The organism is Paenibacillus sp. MZ03-122A (assembly GCF_024213325.1).
GTDB classification, from domain to species: Bacteria; Bacillota; Bacilli; order Paenibacillales; family Paenibacillaceae; genus Paenibacillus; species Paenibacillus polymyxa_B.
Genome location: NZ_JANAVI010000002.1, coordinates 249544 through 269025 on the forward strand (window position 1 = coordinate 249544; position 19482 = coordinate 269025).

Here is a 19482-nt window from a genome sequence, read left to right on the forward strand (position 1 = left end):
AGGACGTATCCAATACATGCGGACAATAGGGATAGGCACTAAAATTAGTGGTATGGTGATCGGTATTTTGGTTGTGTTGTCTGTCGTAATTGCTTATGTTGTTACTAGCCGAATGCAGGAGGGAATTGAGGCTTTTGCTACCGAAAAGGCTAAAAATGACTTGAATATGGCAACCCGCCTGCTGGACTACAAATATAGCGGGGCATGGCAGATCAAGGACGGGCAATTATATAAGGGAAGCCAACGGATTAACAATAATGAAGAAATCGTCGATGAAATTGGCGGGGCAACAGGCGATACGGTGACTTTCTTTCAAGGGGAGCAACGGGTAGCGACGAATGTCATGCTGGAGGGCAAACGCGCTGTAGGCACGAAAGTATCCGAGAAGGTGGCTACCGTTGTCTTAAAGCAGGGTCAACCCTATTATGGTCAAGCGGTAGTAGTTGGTAAAACGTATCAAGCTGCGTACACACCCATTCGTAGTGCAGACGGTGCTGTGATTGGCATTCTGTATGTAGGTGCATCGCAATCGATCATTGACGGGATCATTAGCGGGTTTATCCGCCAATTTATGATTGTGATTGTGATTGCTATTGCAGTGTCGCTAGCCGTGATTCTCTGGTACATGAGCAGGGTAAACCGCAGGCTGGGCCGTGTAGGCCAGGCGCTCGCCAAGGCAGGTCAGGGGGATTTCACTTCTGTTCTGCATGATCAAAGCAAAGATGAGCTCGGGCGGCTGAGTACCAACTATAATGAAATGCGGGGAAATTTGGGCATTTTGATTTCCGAGGGCATGCATGCTTGTGGAGCGGTAGCCGATTCAACGGGACGGCTTGCCGTCATTGCTGAAGCATCGACGAGAGAGGCAAATAGAATTGCAGACACCATACGGCAGGTTGCAGACGGAGCCGAAGCGCAGACCCGAAGCGTATTGGAAAATCAGACGGCGATGGAAGAGATGGCTCAGGGCATTCAGAATGTCGCGGAAAACGCCTCAGAGATTGCCGAAGCTGCTATCTACTCCAAGCAGCAGGCGGAGGCAGGCGCGGAAACCGCGCGCCTCACGGTGGAACAGATGGGAGAGCTGCATTCGTCCATTCAGCATACGGATGCTCTGATTCAAGCGCTGCACCGTCAATCAGGTGAAATTACCGGAATCATGCAGGTTATTCAGGGAATATCTGAACAGACGGGACTGCTGGCGCTGAATGCTTCTATTGAAGCTGCTCGCGCAGGTGAGCAGGGACGAGGATTCGAGGTTGTAGCATCCGAGGTGCGGAAGCTAGCAGATCAATCGGGAATAGCCTCCCGTCAAGTGGCGCAGCTCATCCAAAACATTGATGGAGATGTACAGCGCTCGGCGGAAGCGATTGGACATGTGGTAGCGCATGTGGACAGCGGGCTGCGGATGATGAACGAGACACATGACAGCTTCGAACAGATCGTAGAAAGAAGCACTCACATTGCAGAACGGATCGAAAGCATGGCAGCAATCGCAGAACAAATGTCAGCAGGTGTGCAGGAAGTTACCGCTTCTGCTACTGAAATTATTGTCATCGCCCGCAGGACGAGCGGCGGCTCACAGGAAGTGTCGGTTGCAGCTTCCGACCAGATGGAAGAGATTAACCGTCTGAATGCCTGCTCTGCTGACCTACAGCTTGCTATGGAAGAGATGCTGAAAGCGCTAGGCCAGTTTAAGGCTCAATGAATACTGTACAGAAGCCCATGATGGATATCACGAAGACAAGAGGACTTGCGCGAACAACACGCAAGTCCTCTTTTTTGCATCTGGCTTCGATTCCTTGACTCAGCCTTTGACGGCTCCAGCAACGACGCCTTTGACAATGTATTTTTGCAGAAAAATAAATACGATGATCGAAGGCAGCACAGCCATTACCATCGCGGTCATGGCATATTGCCAGTCTGACGTATACTGTCCGACAAAGGTGTAGGCGGCCAGCGTCAGCGTTTTGGTGCTGGGTGAGCCGTTGACCATGAGTAGCGGAAGCAGAAAATCGTTCCAAATCCACATCACGTCGATAATGACAATGGTAGCAGTGACTGATTTCAGCAAGGGGAAAATCACGGAAAAGAAAAGCCGGAAGCCCGAGGCCCCATCGATCTTGGCACTTTCATCAATCTCGACCGGAATACCTTTCACGAAGCCGTGATAGATAAACACTGCCAGCGGTGCGCCGAAGCCCCAATACAGCAAGCCAAGTCCCCAAGTGCTATCTGCCAGATTTAAGTCTTTTGCCAGTCGCAAGACAGTGAGCATGATGGACTGAAACGGGATCAGCATCGGCATAATGCACAGCATGTAAATCACGGAGCTCCATTTGCTTTTGGTTCTTGCCAGCTTGTAGGCCGCGATGGAAGATATCAGTACGATACCTGCCAGTCCGACGACGGTGATAATGGTGTTATTCAGAAATAGGCGTGGATAGTCAATGAATTTCCATACATATACGTAGTTATCTAGCGAAAGCTGCTTGGGCAGCGCAATGACGTCGGTCATGACCTCAGCGAAGCTTTTGAACGAATTGTTAATGGCGAGAAACAGCGGGTACAAAAATAACAATGATAATACAATCATGCCCGCTTCTAGCAAAATACGTCCCGTACGGCTGCGTTGCATCAGGCTTCAACCTCCCTGCGTTTGAAAATAGACAATTGAATAATCGTAATGATCAGGACTGCAACGAATAAAATCAATGCTTTGGCTGTTCCGTAGCCATACAGATTGTTCTGGAACGTGTCCCGGTAAATATCATACGCAATGCTGTATGTTGTACCACCGGGCCCACCGCCGGTCAGGGATAAAATGACGTCAAACACTTTGATCGAGTTGGTCAGTGCCATGAAGACTGAGATCGTAATGGAAGGTGCGAGCATCGGTAGAATAATACTGAAAAATCTCCGAATCGGCCCCGCGCCATCGACAATGGCAGCTTCTTTTAAATCCTCTGGCACAGATTGCAAGCCTGCAATATAAATGACCATGTAAAAGCCAATGGATTGCCAGATCGATACCGCCAAAATGGAAATAAACGCGAGCCCTTCCTCACCCAGCCAGCTTAGCTGGAAGATGCCCCAGCCTGTACTGTGTCCCAGTGACTCAAAGCCTTGCATGAAGATGAATTTCCATATAAAGCCGACAATCACGAGACTGAGGATATACGGGATAAAGAAAGCCGCCCGCAGCCAAGCCGAGCTTTTCAGCTTCATATCGAGAACGAGCGCCAGCAAAATGGCCAGCACATTCACCAATACAATGTACAGAATGGCATACTTGACGGTAAACCAGGCTGCATGTGCAAAATTGGCGTCTCCAAGTAGGATTTGCTTGAAGTTATCCAGACCTACAAATTTCGGATGTTTGGATATGCCGTTCCACTTCGTCAGGGAATAGCGTATCGTCATCAAAAACGGAATGTAAAATGCAATCGTAATGCACAGGATTACGGGCAGTGTGAATAAACCGAATTCCAGTTTACTGCCCTTGTCGCCCCGAGTTCCCCTTTTTTTCAGCATAACGCACCTCTTTTTCTCAACATTTTCCGCTCTTTCGCTCCAAGCTGTTTAAGATATAATGAAAGTATAGGATAGCCCCTAGGGCCGGACCAATGGATTTAAGAAAACAGTTGAGGGTAAAAATGTGTACGCTTTCAAAAGGGGCGATTATCATGATGTCAGAGCGTGTAGGAACGTTTCTTCGCTCCACGTGGAGGAGAATCACGCAAAAATTAGTGAACAAGCTCATTCTACTTTTTACCTCGGTGATTATTCTGGTGGTGGGCTCACTCACAATTATTTCCTATCAGATGATTGAAAAGGAGTCGGTTAACCATAGCATCGCCAGCACGACCAATAATCTGTTGCTGGTCAATCAGAATTTGGAGGATTATTTGGAGGGAATGCAGCAGTTGGCTCTTCCGCAGCTTCGTTATAACGATATCATGAACGCCATTGCCAATGAGAATCAGGACTATGCTTCGAGAATGGTCATTGAAAATTACTTGCGCAGCATGTTTTATTCACGTAATGATCTGGAAGCGATCTATCTGTACGTGGCGGACCGACATCAATACTATGTGGTTACCAGGGAGACGTACAACATTACGGTGCGCAAAGGAATAAACACAGATATTCCCAAGCTTCCTTGGTATAAAGAGGCGATGGCTAGTACCACGAACGAATCATTTCAATCCTTTGTAGGGTCCCGCTCTGATATGGGCTATGTGGCGCCACAAGCGAGCTTTATGGCATACCATCGAGTGTTGAGGTCGATTGCATCCCGCCATCCGCAGGCGGTGCTGTCTTTTTATTACAATACGAGCGCCGTGGATGAAATCATGCAGAACATTCCACTGGGCAAAGGGGACCAATTGATGCTAATGAGCCCTAAAGGGGTTCCCTTTTATGTGAACAGCTTTCCGCTATATGAGCGGATGCGTGATTCTGGAGTGTTGACACAGATCGGCAAGGGAGGAAGCGGGCGAGTAACGTGGTCAGATAGCAGTGGGAATCAGGAGTATTTGGTCGTCTATGATGCTGGTGAAAAAGATGGGTGGCAGCTCATTAAGCCCATCCCATACCGCCAGATTTATGAAGCAGCTACGACAACACGGAATTGGAGCTATGCCATCGGGGCTTTATTTTTAGGAGTGTCTATTATATTAGTGACACTGACCTCGAACGCCATTACCCGACCCTTACATAAGCTGTCTACCCAGATGAAGCGGTTTAGCACCGGGGATTTTGGAGCAACAGCTCCTGTGAAGGGACATGACGAGATTGCATATTTGTCGCTGCATTTTAACGAAATGGTCCAAAGAACCGAAGAACTTATTAATGAGCGCTATCGCATGAAGCTGGTCGAAAAGAACGCCATACTCAAGGCGTTGGAGGCTGAAATTAATCCTCATTTTCTGTACAATGCCCTGCAAGCCATATCCACGCAGGCATTAAAGCGGGAGATGTTCGACATGGCGGATATGGTGGATGCGTTGGCCCAAACGTTGCGGTATTCCATCAACGGCAAGGATATCGTAGCTGCCCGCGAAGAGCTCAAGCACATTGAACGGTATATAGGTCTGCAAAAAGCAAGGTTCGGAGCGAGACTGCGGGTCGAAGTGGTATGGGAAGAAACGCTGATGGAGCTGCCGATTCCGAGATTATCTGTGCAGACGTTGGTGGAAAACGCTATCAAGCATGCGTTGGAAAAAGTATCAAGCGATATTCTGATCGTCATTTCAGCCGAATCGAGTTCTACAAATGCCACAATTACAGTCAGGGACAACGGACCTGGAATTTCAGAGGACAAGCTGAAAATGGTGCTGGATTCATTCCATGAAAAATGGGAAGAACGGGAGAGCGAGCATATTGGTTTAAAAAATCTGAACACACGGTTGAAGCTTTTGTATGGAGATCAGGCAGGATTATTCATACTTACGGATGAAACGGGAACGGAAATGAGAATGCAAATTCCCCGGGGAGGAAGTAGTCATGTATAACGTATTGATTATTGACGATGAGGAGCCGTTGCGCGAAGCCATTCGTATTATCGGGGATTGGGACGGTCTGGGCATCGAAAATATTTATGAGGCGACGAATGGAAGGTTGGGACTGGAGCTGTTGGGTCAGCACCATATAGATGTGGTGATGGTCGATATGAAAATGCCTGAGCTGAACGGTATCGAATTTCTTCGTGCCATCGAAAAGGCATATCCCCACCTGCTGACGATTGTCATTAGTGGCTACAATGACTTTGAATTTACACGGCAGGCGATTCAATCCCGGGTGGTGGACTATCTGCTCAAACCTATTAATCGTCACGATCTGAACCAGGCACTGCGCAAAGCAGTGGACATTCTGGAAAGTCGAGAGCAAAGCAAAAACAAGTTCATTAGCCAGAACATTACACTGAATATGTCACTGCCGAAGCTGAAAGAGAAGCTATATTTGTCCATTTTGGACGGTAGCTTTAAAAGGCAGGCCAATACAGCGTTGCTCCCATTGATCGGAGCGGATCAGCCGGGGAATCGCTTTGGGGTGATTGTGCTGCGGCTGCTGAACAGGGATGAGATTCGCAGGACGCGTTTTCATGGCGATGCCGATCTGATGGATTTTGCCCTGACCAATGTGTTAGCTCAGACGTCAGATGAACGGTTGAGTTGTTTTAGCTTCTCCCATCCGCGACGGGAGCGGGAGGTCGTTTCGATCTGTACCTTGGCCCCAGGACAAGAAGAACATATGGCCTTACTATTGGCACAAGTGACACAGAAGGCGGTGGCGAACCTGCATGGGCTGTTCAGCATGGTGGTAGTTGCCGGATTGGGTAAGCTCTGCACAGATGTATTGGAGCTAGCGTCTGCTTATATGGATGCCAAGACGCTCATTCACAGCACGGATGTGTTGAAGCTGGAGGGGGAATCCATTCTTCATACAGTGCCACGGCAAATAGTTACGTTAGAGGAAATGTCATGGACGGAGCGACTGCTGTCGATCCAAAAGGATGCTCAGACAGGTCAGGCGAACCGGGCAAAAGTACTGCTGGGCGATCTGCTGAAACAATTGGCATCAGGCCCTATTTTTCGTTTACAGGATGCGGATCGAATGATGAAGGAGTTCCATTTTTTACTGAGAGAAGCTGCGGTTGAGTTAGGTGCGTCTACGTCAGTGTTGAATCAAGATAGAGCTTTGGAAGAACCGGAGTACGTGGGTGAAGAGGATTTGTCTGCTGATTTTACGAGCTTTGTCCACTACGGTCAGAGATTGAATCGGATGCTGGAGCTTTACATTGCTGGGGTCCAACATACTCAATCAGGGAACCAGCCCTTTGACATCACGGACATCAAAAGACACATCGACCGTTATTATTTTGAGGATATCAAAATTTCGTTTTTTGCCGAAACCTATTTTTTGAGTCGGGAATACCTGATGAAGCTGTTCAAACAGCAGTTTGGTTACGGTATTCACGAATATGTACAGAAGGTTAGAATGGACAAGGCGAAGGAGCTGCTGGGTGATTCTAACCTGAAAATACAGGAAATCTCGGATATGCTCGGCTACAAAGATAAAAATTATTTCAGTAAGGCTTTCCGTAATTATTATCAGGTGTCACCGTCTGAGTATCGCGTGAGCCTGCAATAAACCACTTTTTTACCCTTAACGCTTCACTAATCTGCCTTTTTAAATTGGAGTATATTTTTTAGAATGATCGCATGGACGTTGATCACAAACAAATGGGGGAGTATCCATGTTAAAGAAGATGATGGCGTTATCCGGCAGTTTGCTTTTGACGGTCGGTTTGTTGAGCGGATGTGGAAGCAACGGCGGCACGGATGCGTCGAAGGAAAGTGCTGGCGGCAAAGAAGATTTGAAAACGGTTACAATAAACATGTTCACAGCTTCACCAGAGTATACCGATGCTTTTAACGCGTATATCGAGGAGTATAAGAAGGTCAAACCTAACGTGAAGATCAATCTGGAGATCATGCAGGCAGACTACAACACGATTCTGAAGTCGAAAATAGCCTCAGGTAGTACACCGGATGTATTCCAAACGACGGCAGGAGGCGACATCGACACGTATGCGGATTATAGCGCTGATCTGACCAATGAGCCGCTGGCAGCAGCCATGACGGATGCTGTTCGAGCGAATATGAGCTCCAGTGACGGCAAAGTATTAGGACTCCCGGTAAAAGGGAACCTGTTTACGCTGATTTACAATAAGGATTTGCTTACCAAGGCTGGGGTAACCTCCCCGCCGAAGACGATTGCAGAAATGCAGGATGCGGTCACCAAGCTAGAGGCGAAGGGCATTACTCCATTTGCCAACGCATATAAAGAGTGGTGGGTATGGAAACATATCTTCCAACACTATGTAGATGCTGCCGCGCAGGATGCGGGCGTGGAACCGAAACAGCTCGTTAGTGATTTTATCGCAGGCAAAGCAAAGATCAAGGACTACCCCGTGCTGTACAACAACTTCTTTAACTTCATTGATTTGACGGTGAAACATGGCACAGATAAGCCACTGGAAAGAGACAGCAATGCGGAAGTAAGTGATTTTGCATCCGGAAAAGCTGCATTTATGACCGGTAAAGGTGCGTGGGATGAGGAAGCAATCAAGAAAATTAACCCTGATCTCAAGATTGGCATCATGGGATATCCGGTGAGTGACAAAGCGGATCAATCGGTCATCATTACCGGTGCAGATCAGGCGCTACGTATCAACAAGGATTCAGAAGTATCGAAGGAAACGATTGAATTTTTCAACTGGCTGTACACTTCGGAATACGGTAAGAACTGGTTCTCCCAGGTAGCGAAGGTGATTCCTCCAATTAAGGATGCACCGCTTCCTGATCTGGAAATGCCTAAGGAAATGGAAAGTATTTTGAAAACGTCGAAGTCCGGTGATCTGTCTGTTAACTACTCGCTGGATACGTTCCACCAAAAATTTGGTGAGCTGATGCAGGCATATATCAGCGGTAACATGAACAAGGATCAGGCGGTTGCAGAGATTGAGAAGGCATGGGTGCAATTAGGTTCAGCACAATAAGATTGGTTCCGCAGAGGCGTCCGTAAGGGCGTCTTTTTGTGTTATAGCTAGGAGGCGGAGAGGGGATGGATAAAAAAATATTTAATAATATTTAAATATTTACTTGCAAAAAGTTATTGAGTTGTGGATAATAGGTTGTGTGCAATATATCTACACCATACGACATACATAATGACTGCAAGTTGCAAATGTGAGAGATCCCCCGTTGAGGGAATCTCTTTTATTCCGTTTGGACTATGCCGATTATGTTTTTAATAGACCGTGTAATTTGAAGGGTATTTTTCGTTTATGTGACGAAGATAAAAAGGAGATGAACGTTTTGACGAATTCGTTGTTTACACCGTATACACTGAAAGATTTGGAATTAAAGAATCGTGTGGTGATGCCCCCGATGTGCCAATACTCGGTGACAGCCAAGGACGGGATTCCGAATGATTGGCATCATGTCCATTACCTGAGCCGGGCTATTGGAGGCACGGGCCTGATTATTATAGAAATGACGGACGTGGAACCGGATGGACGGATTACAGATTATGATCTGGGTCTTTGGTCAGACGAGCATGTCCCAGCTTATAAGAAGCTGGTTGACGGCATTCATGCGCACGGGTCCAAGGTAGGTATCCAGATTGCTCACGCGGGCCGTAAAGCTGAGGATGCAGCTGAGCCAGTTGCTCCTTCCGCGATTGCATACCCGGATGCGAATTATAAACAGCCACGCGCGCTTACGACGGAGGAAGTCCGTGGCATGGTGCAGAAATTTGCAGACGCTACCCGGCGTGCAGTTCAAGCGGGCGTGGATACGATTGAACTGCACGGGGCACATGGTTACTTGATTCACCAATTCCATTCGCCAGTTACAAACAAGCGGGACGACGAGTACGGTAAGGATTTATCCCGTTTTGGCGTTGAAGTCATTCAGGCTGTACGCAAGCAAATGCCAGCGGGTATGCCGTTAATCTTACGCATCAGCGCGGTGGAATACGTAGATGGTGGGTACGATGTGGATCATGCCATTGAGCTGAGCCGTGCATATCAGGCTGCAGGCGTAGATGTGATCCATGTTAGCTCGGGCGGGGAAGGCCCTGCTGGCGCCAGAAAGCCGGGCAACTATCCGGGCTATCAAGTGCCGTTCGCACGCCAAATTCGCGAGGCACTGAACATCCCGGTGATCGCTGTAGGCTCGTTGGATGACCCAGCCTTGGCGCAGTCCGTTATCGGCAACGAGGATGCCGATCTGGTCGCTGTGGGACGCGGATTGCTGCGCGATCCATATTGGGCGATTCATGCAGCAGTGACGCTGCACGGCGAGGAGCCTTCCATACCTGAACAATATCAACGTGGCTACTGAGGCCTAAGTAACCCCACGTTGTTTATATATAAACAAGGCACCTGCAACGAAGTGTACGCTTCGTCAGGTGCCTGTTTTGTTTTATGGACAGATGGTACAGTGTTGAATATTCGGTGTAACTTATTTGGTGAAAACTTTAACTTCCTTTGGAGCGAGAGTCACGGTGATCGAACCGTTGTTAATCTGAATGGAGTCGTTGCTCAGCTGGTTGGTCAGACGGGTACCGTTGGACAGATTGTCGAAGTTGCCAATCGTGCGAGTTTGACTGCTCCATGAGTTGTTGATAAGTACGATGGCCTCGTCGCCGTTTTTAGAGCGCTGGAAGCTGTAAAAGGAGTCGTCTACCCATTTTTCCTTTTGGCTCCCGTTTTGCAGGGCAGGGTGGCTGTTGCGCACAGAGTTCAGCTTAGCGATGTACTGATACAGATCATGATTGGCGTTAAACACAACGTTTTCCCGGTTAGCAGGATCATCTCCGCCACTAAAGCCTTGCTCGGTGCCTTGATAGATGATAGGAATCCCGCGTGAGGTCAAAGTAAAGCCTAAGGCAGTTTTGAGCTGTGGCCATTTGTCATAGTTAGCACCCGGCTTGCCGGAGGCGTCATTCAGGAAACGTTTTACATCATGATTGTCGATAAATACACCGTTGGTCTGGGCATCGCGATAGTAACGATCATCGGAGTAGCGCTCCTTGATTTTTCTCATGGATTGATCGTGTCCGAACACGTCCTTGATTGTATAATACATCGGAAAATCTAATGCGGCATCGAGATATCGGGTGTAATCCCCCACATAAGCAGGGTCGCCATGGAAAATTTCACCCATGGTGAAGGTATTGGCGGCTTGGTCAAAATCCTTTAGAAAACCCTTCGGTACATGCTTGGCGGTATCCAACCGCAGTCCGTCAATGCCTGTCTCATTAAGCAGCCATTTGATCCAGTTTTTAAGCTCATTTGCGGTAGCGGGGTTTTCATGATTTAGGTCATCCAGTCCAGCCACATCACCGTTTTCAATTTTCCATTGGTTGTTGGAGTTGTAGTCTCCCCCTGTAATGTCGCCATTGTGATGATACCAATCTGCTTTGTCAAAGGGAGCCTTGGCGATGCCGTTCCCAGGTTGAAAATCGCCGGTGTGATTGGGAACTACGTCCAGCATAACAGCGATATTTTTGTCGTGTGCCTTACCAACCAGCTCTTTGAACTTGTCCATGGTACCGAGATGTCCGTCTACCGCATAAAAATCATACGTATGATAGCCGTGGTAAGCGTATTCGCTCTTTTGCATCGTTACTGGAGTAATCCAGATGGCGGTAAACCCCATATTTTTAATGTAGTCGAGTTGGTTAATAATACCTTGAAAATCGCCACCGTGCCACTTGCGCTGATCGCTGTTGTTGGAATTGAAGCCACCGTAGTTATCGTTGGATGTATCTCCGTTGCTGAAACGGTCTGTCATGATAAAATAAATGCTCTGTTTGCTCCAGTCTGTGCCAAGGGGAGTGGGCTTGGAGAGGGTATTCAGATCTATAGGAGTGAAGGCGCTCGAAAGCGCCTCCGTTTGAGCAGTTACTTCAACTCCGTTAACATGGGGTGTGTAGGTAGAAGTGCTTACGTTTAAGGATACACCCGAAAGTTTTTCTGTTTGGATAGGCCCTGCCACTTCGTTGAGGTCGGTTGCGTAGGTGGAAGTCACTACGCTGACGGCACTTCCTGAAGGTGCCCCCGTTCGGATAGATCCTGCAGCTCCGTTCAAGCCGGGTGTGTAGGTAGAAATTCCCGTGCTGAAAAGGTAGTTTTTGGTGTTGTTGCTGTCCCAGCTGTTATTGCCGTCGTTAAAAGCGGCTTCCAATTGGGAGGCAGACCCGATATCGACGGTAATTTTGGCATAGCCGCTAATTTCGGCATCCTGCATTTTCACACCAGGCGCAGCAGTCCAGCTTCCGCCGGCAGGGCGATAGTGAATGTAAGGCGAATTAAAGCCTTTTTTGTAGTATACCGTTACCTTGTTAGTTGTACCGCCGCCATCCCCGGGAATCGTACCCGCTGGAGCGCCAGATGTGATCGTTCCCGCATTGCCGCTGTTACCGGGCGTGTACGTAGAAGTACCCGTGCTGAAGGAGTAGTTTTTGGTGTTGTTGCTGTCCCAGCTGTTATTGCCATCATTAAAAGCGGCTTCCAATTGGGAGGCAGACCCGATATCGACGGTAATTTTGGCATAGCCGCTAATTTCGGCATCCTGCATTTTCACACCAGGCGCAGCAGTCCAGCTTCCGCCAGCCGGACGGTAGTGAATATAAGGCGAATTGAAGCCTTTTTTGTAGTATATCGTTACTTTGTTGCCTGTACCGCCATTATTGTCAGGCTTGGCTTTGCTGATGATATATTGTTTGAATCCACTCAACTCACCGGTTGGTGAGCCATCATTGTTGACGAGATTGTTGATGCGTAATAACGTAAACCCGTGATAACCGAACTTCGTGATTTTCTCCTCGATTTTTTGGAAGCCGCTGCCGCCTGTCGGGAGTGCATTTTCACCATTCAGGCGAACACCCTTGGCATTCGCGATGGAGGAGACGGTGTCAACCAGGGTGGACGGCAACGAATAATTCGGTGCTGTGCCACTGTCACTCATCTCCAGGCAAGTAAATGTCAAGTCTAGATCGGCATCCTTGAATTTCTGAATGAGACGGTTGTAATCATAATATCCACCCGCTTGTTCTGTGCTGTGCGGCATGGCAGGATTGTTCATCTGCCAGTGCAGACCGGAAATCTTGGCTCCGATACGGACACCGAACACAGAATCGAAGTTTTTGTGTGCAGCTGCTCCGATGACGCCCAAATGCTTCTCAAGCACACTTTGGTACCACGACAGAAAATCCTTTCCATACGTGGAATTATATCCCCCATTCGTGTAAAATCCGTCCCCATCGGTCGGCGGATTGATTTGGCTAAGGCTACTCAGCTTGGTACCCCATGCTGCATTAATCTTGTCCATTGATCCGTACTTTTCATTCATGGCCGTGCGGAACGCACTTTTGGCTGTTTCAGTGTAGGCTTGGAATTTGCCCCGTGCAGGATAACTCCATCCCGCTGCCGGATAGTATGAAGGATATCGCAATTCTCCAGAGGGCCCACCGCTTAAATAAATTTTGGGAATGATGCTTTTGTAGCTAGCAAAGGTTTGAGCAAATGAGGCATATAGCTCGTCATATTGTTTACCAGTCCCGCTCCATAATGGAGAGAGGGCTTCGTTATTGGCAAAACCGCTTTCGTCCTTGAACTGCATTTCATCTGCACTGCCCTTGCTCGACAGCCAGCTTGGCAGTGGGATGTTGCAGTCATCTCCCACATTTCCTCCACACTTATGCGTTGAGATGATAGGAACCCACTTCAGTCCCGCTTCTTTCACGGCATCTGCATAGGTCTTGTAGTAGCTCCAATCGAACTGGTTGTCTCCTGCGCTCTCCACATAGCCCCACCAGACGTCGGTAGTGATGGCATGCACGCCATTGTTTTTCAACGTTTGCAGTTGCTTTTTAAAGGAACCCCAGTCATTAATTTTCGCCAGCGGTCCCATAACGGAAGCCTGAAAATCATCTGCAACCGCAGCGCTCGCCGTATTAGAGGGTGAGCCAATGAAGGCGGTCAGAGACAGCACAAGGCTTAGTAGAAGCATACACCCTTTTTTCCATAGACTTCGATACAAGGTCAAACCGATCATCCTCCCCAAAGCATAGTCTAATTCGACAACATTTTGTAAACGTCTACAAAAATAGTATAAAGCAAGCGGTTGCATAAAAAGAAGAATTTATTGCACACTCAGAGTGGACAAATATGACATTTTACGTAAGCAACCGTGTGCTTAAAAGTTTCCAGGCAAAAAAATAAGGCATAGGTCTGAGTAAGACGCATGCCTTTTAATGATGTGTGGATAGACAATGCCAGTATAGGAGAAAGCGAATCTAGGCGTAGAGAAGCCTTGTTCCAGTCTGTATGAAAGTATTGCCGAGGCAGCTTGCTTAATAAATAGGGCGATCCTTCTGGTCGGCAATGCCGCTTTTACGGTAGAAATACGTATTGATCCGATCCCGCCATTCTTTGGCATGCTCAGTCTGATGCTCCAGCCGCTCCAGCACCTGTTCATACATGGCATCATTCAGTTGTCCTCGTAGACTAACCCATGTGTCTCGGAGATGGGCTGCACGTTCTGCACCTTCAAAATGGGTATCATAAATGTGCTGTATGACAGTTTGGCCGGAGTGGAGCAAGTGTGTATAAGGAACATGGTGAAAGAATAAAAGCAGCTCATCCGGGCAGGTGTCCGTAGATTCGTAGATATTAGTATTGGGAGAAAAATATTGTCCTGCATAGCCCGTTCCGGTTGCGGACGTGCGATCTACCCCGATCCCCCGGCAATCAGCAAAATGGTAGGTGCCCCACATAGAATATTCGTACCCGTCTACATCCGGCCCATAGTGATGATCGGGACTGACCATCCAGCCGACCCCGAGAGGGGCGGTGTAGGATTCGTAGATATTCCATGAATCGAGCAGCATCTGCTTAATGCTAGAAATTAAATCTGTGTCGCCGTCGCTATTCCCTTGTCTGCCAAACGTCAGCCGAACCCACTCATCAGCGATTTCGTCTGCGGACAGGTCCGGGTCCCAAGCCAACCGACCATAGCCATAAAGATTGGATTGGGCGAGCAAATGTCCGGTCCAATTGGTGTCTGCACCGATATTGGATACAGCGGCTATTCCATAGTTGGTATGCTTGGGAGAATGCAAAGCGCCACTCACGATACGCTTGATGGTGGAGCCTTTTCCTCGGGCGTAGGTGTCAAAATCCAATACCTCCTTCCATTGCGGAACAAGGTAACATAGATGTTTCTGTTGGCCGGTGTACTCTTGCGCAATTTGAAATTCCAGCAGTACCTGAGTGGATTCCAGCGCACCGAATAGGGGGGAGACAGGCTCCCGTACCTGAAAATCCATGGGACCATTTTTGATCTGTAAAATGACATTTTCTCGAAACAGTCCATCCAGCGGTTTAAAATGGTCAAAGGCTGCGCGAGCCCGATCCGTCTTGCGATCGCGCCAGTCCTGCTTGCAGTTGTAGACAAAGCAGCGCCAAATCACACGTCCGCCATAGGACTGCAACGCATCTGCCAGCATATTGGCTCCATCGGCGTGATGGCGCCCGTAGCTGAACGGTCCAGGCCGATTTTCGGAATCGGCTTTGACCACAAAACCACCCAAATCGGGAACGGCGGCGTAAACTTCCTGGGCTTTGGCCTGCCACCATTTAGCTACAGCAGGTTCTAAGGGATCGGCCGTGGTTAACCCGCCGAGCTGAATAGGACTGGCATAGTTAATGCTCAAGTAGATCTGTATGCCATAGGCGCGAAACACCGCAGCTACTTTAGCCACATCCGGTAGGAATTTATCTGTAATCAGCTCGGTCTCTACCTGATGGACATTCACATTGTTGATGGATAGTGCTTGAATGCCTATAGAAGCGAGCAGACGGGCATAGTCACGCAGGCGCTCCATATTTGTAGTAAAGGCATTATTGTCGTAGAAAATAGATCCGCCCGCATATCCACGTTCAACACTACCATCCATGTTATCCCAGTGGTTGATCATGCGGATGGGATTAACAGGGTTGGATAATTGGTCTAGAATGGGGGCGTGCAATGATTCGGTGGTGGGCTTCAACTTCCCATCTAGTCCTCCCTGCAGGTAGCGCAGCAGATGAAAGACTCCGTACAATACGCCTTTGGAGGTCTGCCCTGCGACTGTAACGTATTGTCCTTTGAACTCATCGTTACCATGCGAAGCTGAATATGCCGGATCTGGCATCTCTATCCCGCGAATTCGGTAGCCTTCTGCACCCACTTCTGCCTGTTCCTCTGCGCTGAATCGTTCTGCGACCAAAGGATGCGCTGGGAACGTACCCAGCGCAATGAATGGCGCATTCACAGGAACGGCGCTGATCTTCGGCTGCTGTCCAAACATGGAGGTCAATCCGTGCTGAAGCTCACTCGCAGCCGATTGAAGCACTTCATCTGTCTCATGGACCACGATGACCCTGCACCAAGCGGGCAGCTTTTCTACCTTACTATTGCGGCTGTAATGCAGCCAAGCAGCATAGCCGCTCTCTTTTGACATATCCATAAGCTTGCTCATATTGGAGCCTCCTTTTGGGCAGGTGAAAATGATCCTCAGACATGCTGTTCCTGATCCTGACTCATATGTTCAGGGAGAGTCAGACGGTTGCCGTTGCCTTCATATAGCCACAAAATGGCGGTAACTCCGCGTGGATAGTATTTGCTGCCGTGAGCAATACCGGACAGTATCTGATCACTCCAGCACCAATAGGATTCTTCAGGGTGAAGGAGCCATGAGACGTGGGCAGCGTCTGCGGCCTGCCCAGCTTCTTCCCAAGGCAGTTCCAGCAGCTCGCGGGCAATAAACTGTGACAGATAGATTTTGCTCAGCCAGGAGTTGTTACTGGTCGAGGACAGCTTCCAGCCTCCGTCTTCAAACAGACAAACTCCCGGTACCAGTACAGTTTCCAAATGGCGCCGCAGTGCTTGGATATATCCACCGAACCGTCCATCAGGCTTAAGCGCAGCCTCACATCCTGTAAAGTAAGGGAAGATCAGCCCCTCAATGGCAGGAATAATCTGCGAGTCATTGCCTTCCTTAATAACTGCAGGAATATAGCCCTTGTCTGTCATATGTGCTGTGATTGCGGCTGCGCATTTGTCCGCCTGTAAGCCAGCCTCCTGTGAGAGGGAGTTAAGCCCTTTTGAGGCAAATATTTTTTCCAGTGCAACATATACCGCCCAGCATTTGCTGCCTAGATAAATGTTGTTGCGGGACTGACCCAGAGATACGTCCAGACTGTCGTAGGTCGTAATTTCTGCGCCTCCCCGGGTTCTAGAGCTGTCCAAGCCCATCAAGCCGTTTCGTTGTGCCGGGTCGGGGTGATCCCGCCGCAGCATGCTTTCGAAGCAGTCACACAAGACAGGCAGCATGCGTGTTGTAAATGACTGATCCTGTGTCTGCTCGATATATACCGTTGCGCAGCAAAGCCAGTTCACCAGCTCCTCATGGCTCATGTAAGAGAAGCAGTCGTCAATCCCTGCCAGCTCATAACAGGAGTATCCCTGCCGGGAGAACACGTTGGCCACGCCCATATCATGCGTAAACGTGATACCACCCGGATAGGTCTGTTCCTCTCCTGGAAAGCGTACCTCATCCCGATAACTGTACCTTTGGACAAACCACTCCAGCTCGTTGCGCACCGTCCATGGATTTAAAATCAATTCATAGTAGAGCTGATCTGCTGTCAAATCGAGTGTATTCATCATCCGATACTCGCCTTCGTTCACAACCCAGATCGGTTCTCCATCCGCTTGGTGACTAAGCAGTTGGGTGCTGCCGTAGTAGCTGTGGATCGCCTGAGCGAGCATAAATTCCTGATCCGGGCTCAGGTCGGCCGACTCCATCCAGCGATTAGCCTGAACACAGGCTGCGGTCAGGTCTGTAAAATGCTTCAACGCATAGCTCCCCACGTCTTCAATATCCTTGAACAGCCGGGTATAGTAATACGATGCTTCGATGCCTGTCGTTACGACGCCGCCGCGATAGAAGCATATGGCGAAGGTATACGTGCGCTTCTCACCTGCGGGAACGTCCATCAGAAGCGCACCCGTCACGCCCAGGCCAAAGGATAAATTCTCAGCCATGGTCTCCCCAAGCAGCTTCTCCATTGCAAATCCGCTGGCAGGTACTGCTTCACTGCTGTTGGTCACAATGGCTGTGCTGCGCCCTTGGCCGATGCCTGTGAGTCTTCCCTCCAATGGGGTAGAATCCGTAGCGTCCCTGCGCGGATCTTCTCCAATAATGCGTATGCCGCTATACGGATCACTGCCCTGATAGCCGAAAAAAGCTTTTCGTGCTGCAGTTCCTTGCGTGTTATCGACGGTTAGCTCAGCGAATACCGCCGGAACCAACGCTGCTCGCAGCTCATCCATACCCGCGGTTCCCGGCTCGGGCACCGGGCGAACAGGAGAGTACAGCCGGAACGTCAAATCACCAGCTTGCCATGTATCCGTTCCTGCTTTTAGATCACGGGTAATGTCTGAATCGGCAAAGGCCATAAGCTGTGGTTCCGTTCGTTTACCCTTTTTCTCCACGTCGTAGCGGGCGCTTTCATCCTGTGTGGATGTAAAAAAGGGAAGCGCCTCGTATGCTTCGCCATCTCTGGATTGCAGCCCGATATATACATTTTCATCGGCAGGCTTGCCCAGTTCCAAACCAAGTCCGCCGCGATTGCCCTTAAACCCAAGCGTAAAGCTGGAAAAAGAACCGATCGGTGCATGCTGTGTGTTATAAAATATATTTTTCGACATATAATGAAACCCCTTTCATAGTAAGGTTTAACTTTGACTAACTTCACTTAGAGCCTAGCATGTCATGTGGCGGGGAACCATTGTCAAATCGCGCAACTATTTATCCAAATCGCGCGGAAAGCGATATACTGGAGTATATCCATGTAAGTAAGTCAGGAGGGAAAACATGTCGTCACCACGTTTACCGAAGCATCCCCATCATCCAGACCTTGCAACTGCCGGAGAGGAATTCTTTTTTCCCGATGTACGGACCACGGTCAATTTGTTTGCCATTCATACACGAAGTGTCGGAAGAGAGTGGAGCTATCCGCCACACGAGCATCCTCAATATGAAATTAACATCGTGCTTGCGGGAGAACAGATCATGGTTGTGGATGGTTGCAGCTATACCCAGCGACAGGGTGATCTGGTGCTGCTGCGCCCGGGGATTGTCCACTCCAGCCATAGTAACGGAGAGGGATTTACGTATTTTTGTATGCATTTCGACATTGATGATAAGCTGTTTCTCTCGCTCCTGAGTCGTCTGGAGCAGGTGCTGTTTCCAGCTGAAGGCACCGTGGCAGGTCAGATGGGACCAGCGTTGAGCAAGCTGCTCGATCTTTCAACGCCAGAAGACATAGAAATAGGTAGTGATTCGGTGGCAAAGCGTATGCGAATTCAATCTGCTGTGTTTGAACTGTTCGCAACGTTGTGGGAGGCTGTATCCAGTAAAGCGGCCCATCTGCCGGGGCGTGGATATGTGCAGGCAGAGCTTGCCCATCAGATTGCCAGTCGTCTTCAGGGCAGAGTAAATCAGCCTTATGGACAGGCTGGATCGGTGGAAAAACAGGATGGGATTGAGGGGATTTCATCCGAGCTAGGTATTAGCGTGTCCCATTGTAATCGTGTATTCCGTAGCGTTTTCGGCGTATCTCCCCGTGTATACCTATCCGGGCTTGTACTGCATGAGGCCAAGTTGCTGTTGGCTGATCCGCAATGGTCGGTGCAACAAATTGCCGATATGCTCGGCTATGGGGATATTGCGCATTTTAGCAGACAGTTCAAGCGCTGGTCGGGCCAATCGCCGACATCCTATCGCAAAAGCACGGTACAGGAAAGCCCATACGAATAAAAATGAGTATGTCTAAAAAAATAGTTACGATATAAT

At 48.9% G+C, this 19482-nt stretch carries 11 protein-coding genes; 6 read left to right on the forward strand and 5 right to left on the reverse strand.

All coding sequences use genetic code 11. The features are described from left to right. The first annotated feature begins 16 nt into the window (after positions 1 to 16). Entirely contained in the window at positions 17 to 1708 is a 1692-nt protein-coding gene (locus NLX74_RS05110) for a methyl-accepting chemotaxis protein (RefSeq protein ID WP_254328112.1), read from the forward strand. Positions 1709 to 1807: 99 nt separating this feature from the next. Here the strand turns inward: NLX74_RS05110 and NLX74_RS05115 are convergent, their stop codons facing one another. Further along, positions 1808 to 2638 (reverse strand): carbohydrate ABC transporter permease, encoded by an 831-nt coding sequence (locus NLX74_RS05115; protein ID WP_039271872.1) that lies wholly within the window; start codon positions 2636 to 2638, stop codon positions 1808 to 1810. Then, complete coding sequence (locus NLX74_RS05120; RefSeq protein ID WP_254328113.1) at positions 2638 to 3534, reverse strand: carbohydrate ABC transporter permease; 897 nt, start codon at positions 3532 to 3534, stop codon at positions 2638 to 2640. Before NLX74_RS05120 ends, NLX74_RS05115 begins: the two co-directional genes overlap by 1 nt. Positions 3535 to 3656: 122 nt before the next feature. Here NLX74_RS05120 and NLX74_RS05125 point away from each other — a divergent pair, with 122 nt between their 5' ends. The 4 genes from NLX74_RS05125 (at position 3657) to NLX74_RS05140 (ending at position 9914) form a co-directional block, all read left to right on the forward strand. Beyond that, positions 3657 to 5516 (forward strand): cache domain-containing sensor histidine kinase, encoded by a 1860-nt coding sequence (locus NLX74_RS05125; RefSeq protein WP_254328334.1) that lies wholly within the window; start codon positions 3657 to 3659, stop codon positions 5514 to 5516. Further along, on the forward strand, positions 5509 to 7155 hold the full coding sequence (locus tag NLX74_RS05130; RefSeq protein WP_254328114.1) for a response regulator transcription factor: 1647 nt from the start codon (positions 5509 to 5511) through the stop codon (positions 7153 to 7155). The genes NLX74_RS05125 and NLX74_RS05130 overlap by 8 nt, the downstream gene beginning before the upstream one ends. 106 nt (positions 7156 to 7261) lie before the next feature. Then, a complete protein-coding gene (locus NLX74_RS05135) occupies positions 7262 to 8566 on the forward strand; it encodes an ABC transporter substrate-binding protein (protein WP_254328115.1) in 1305 nt (434 codons plus the stop codon). A 319-nt stretch (positions 8567 to 8885) separates the two neighbouring features. Next, the gene (locus tag NLX74_RS05140) at positions 8886 to 9914 is read left to right on the forward strand and encodes an NADH:flavin oxidoreductase/NADH oxidase (protein WP_254328116.1); all 1029 of its coding nucleotides are present in this window, start codon (positions 8886 to 8888) and stop codon (positions 9912 to 9914) included. 120 nt (positions 9915 to 10034) lie between these two features. On the opposite strand, the gene NLX74_RS05145 is transcribed toward NLX74_RS05140, so the two are convergent. From NLX74_RS05145 to NLX74_RS05155, 3 genes are all read right to left on the reverse strand, one after another. Further along, positions 10035 to 13625 carry a family 14 glycosylhydrolase gene (locus tag NLX74_RS05145; RefSeq protein ID WP_254328117.1) on the reverse strand — a complete coding sequence of 1197 codons (3591 nt, stop codon included), beginning with the start codon at positions 13623 to 13625 and terminating at the stop codon, positions 10035 to 10037. A 307-nt stretch (positions 13626 to 13932) separates the two neighbouring features. Then, the gene (locus NLX74_RS05150; RefSeq protein WP_254328118.1) at positions 13933 to 16101 is read right to left on the reverse strand and encodes an alpha-glucuronidase family glycosyl hydrolase; all 2169 of its coding nucleotides are present in this window, start codon (positions 16099 to 16101) and stop codon (positions 13933 to 13935) included. Positions 16102 to 16136: 35 nt separating this feature from the next. After that, on the reverse strand, positions 16137 to 18335 hold the full coding sequence (locus NLX74_RS05155; protein ID WP_254328119.1) for a glycoside hydrolase family 52 protein: 2199 nt from the start codon (positions 18333 to 18335) through the stop codon (positions 16137 to 16139). A 166-nt stretch (positions 18336 to 18501) separates the two neighbouring features. Here NLX74_RS05155 and NLX74_RS05160 point away from each other — a divergent pair, with 166 nt between their 5' ends. Next, positions 18502 to 19446: a helix-turn-helix domain-containing protein gene (locus tag NLX74_RS05160; protein WP_254328120.1), complete on the forward strand. Its 945-nt coding sequence runs from the start codon at positions 18502 to 18504 to the stop codon at positions 19444 to 19446. Positions 19447 to 19482 lie beyond the last annotated feature (36 nt).

Excerpts from the sequence above, each read along its gene's own strand:
- NLX74_RS05110 (WP_254328112.1), top strand. The coding sequence starts at position 17 with ATGCGGACAATAGGGATAGGCACTAAAATTAGTGGTATGGTGATCGGT.
- NLX74_RS05115 (WP_039271872.1), bottom strand. The coding sequence starts at position 2,638 with ATGCAACGCAGCCGTACGGGACGTATTTTGCTAGAAGCGGGCATGATT.
- NLX74_RS05120 (WP_254328113.1), bottom strand. The coding sequence starts at position 3,534 with ATGCTGAAAAAAAGGGGAACTCGGGGCGACAAGGGCAGTAAACTGGAA.
- NLX74_RS05125 (WP_254328334.1), top strand. The coding sequence starts at position 3,657 with ATGTGTACGCTTTCAAAAGGGGCGATTATCATGATGTCAGAGCGTGTA.
- NLX74_RS05130 (WP_254328114.1), top strand. The coding sequence starts at position 5,509 with ATGTATAACGTATTGATTATTGACGATGAGGAGCCGTTGCGCGAAGCC.
- NLX74_RS05135 (WP_254328115.1), top strand. The coding sequence starts at position 7,262 with ATGTTAAAGAAGATGATGGCGTTATCCGGCAGTTTGCTTTTGACGGTC.
- NLX74_RS05150 (WP_254328118.1), bottom strand. The coding sequence starts at position 16,101 with ATGAGCAAGCTTATGGATATGTCAAAAGAGAGCGGCTATGCTGCTTGG.
- NLX74_RS05155 (WP_254328119.1), bottom strand. The coding sequence starts at position 18,335 with ATGTCGAAAAATATATTTTATAACACACAGCATGCACCGATCGGTTCT.
- NLX74_RS05160 (WP_254328120.1), top strand. The coding sequence starts at position 18,502 with ATGTCGTCACCACGTTTACCGAAGCATCCCCATCATCCAGACCTTGCA.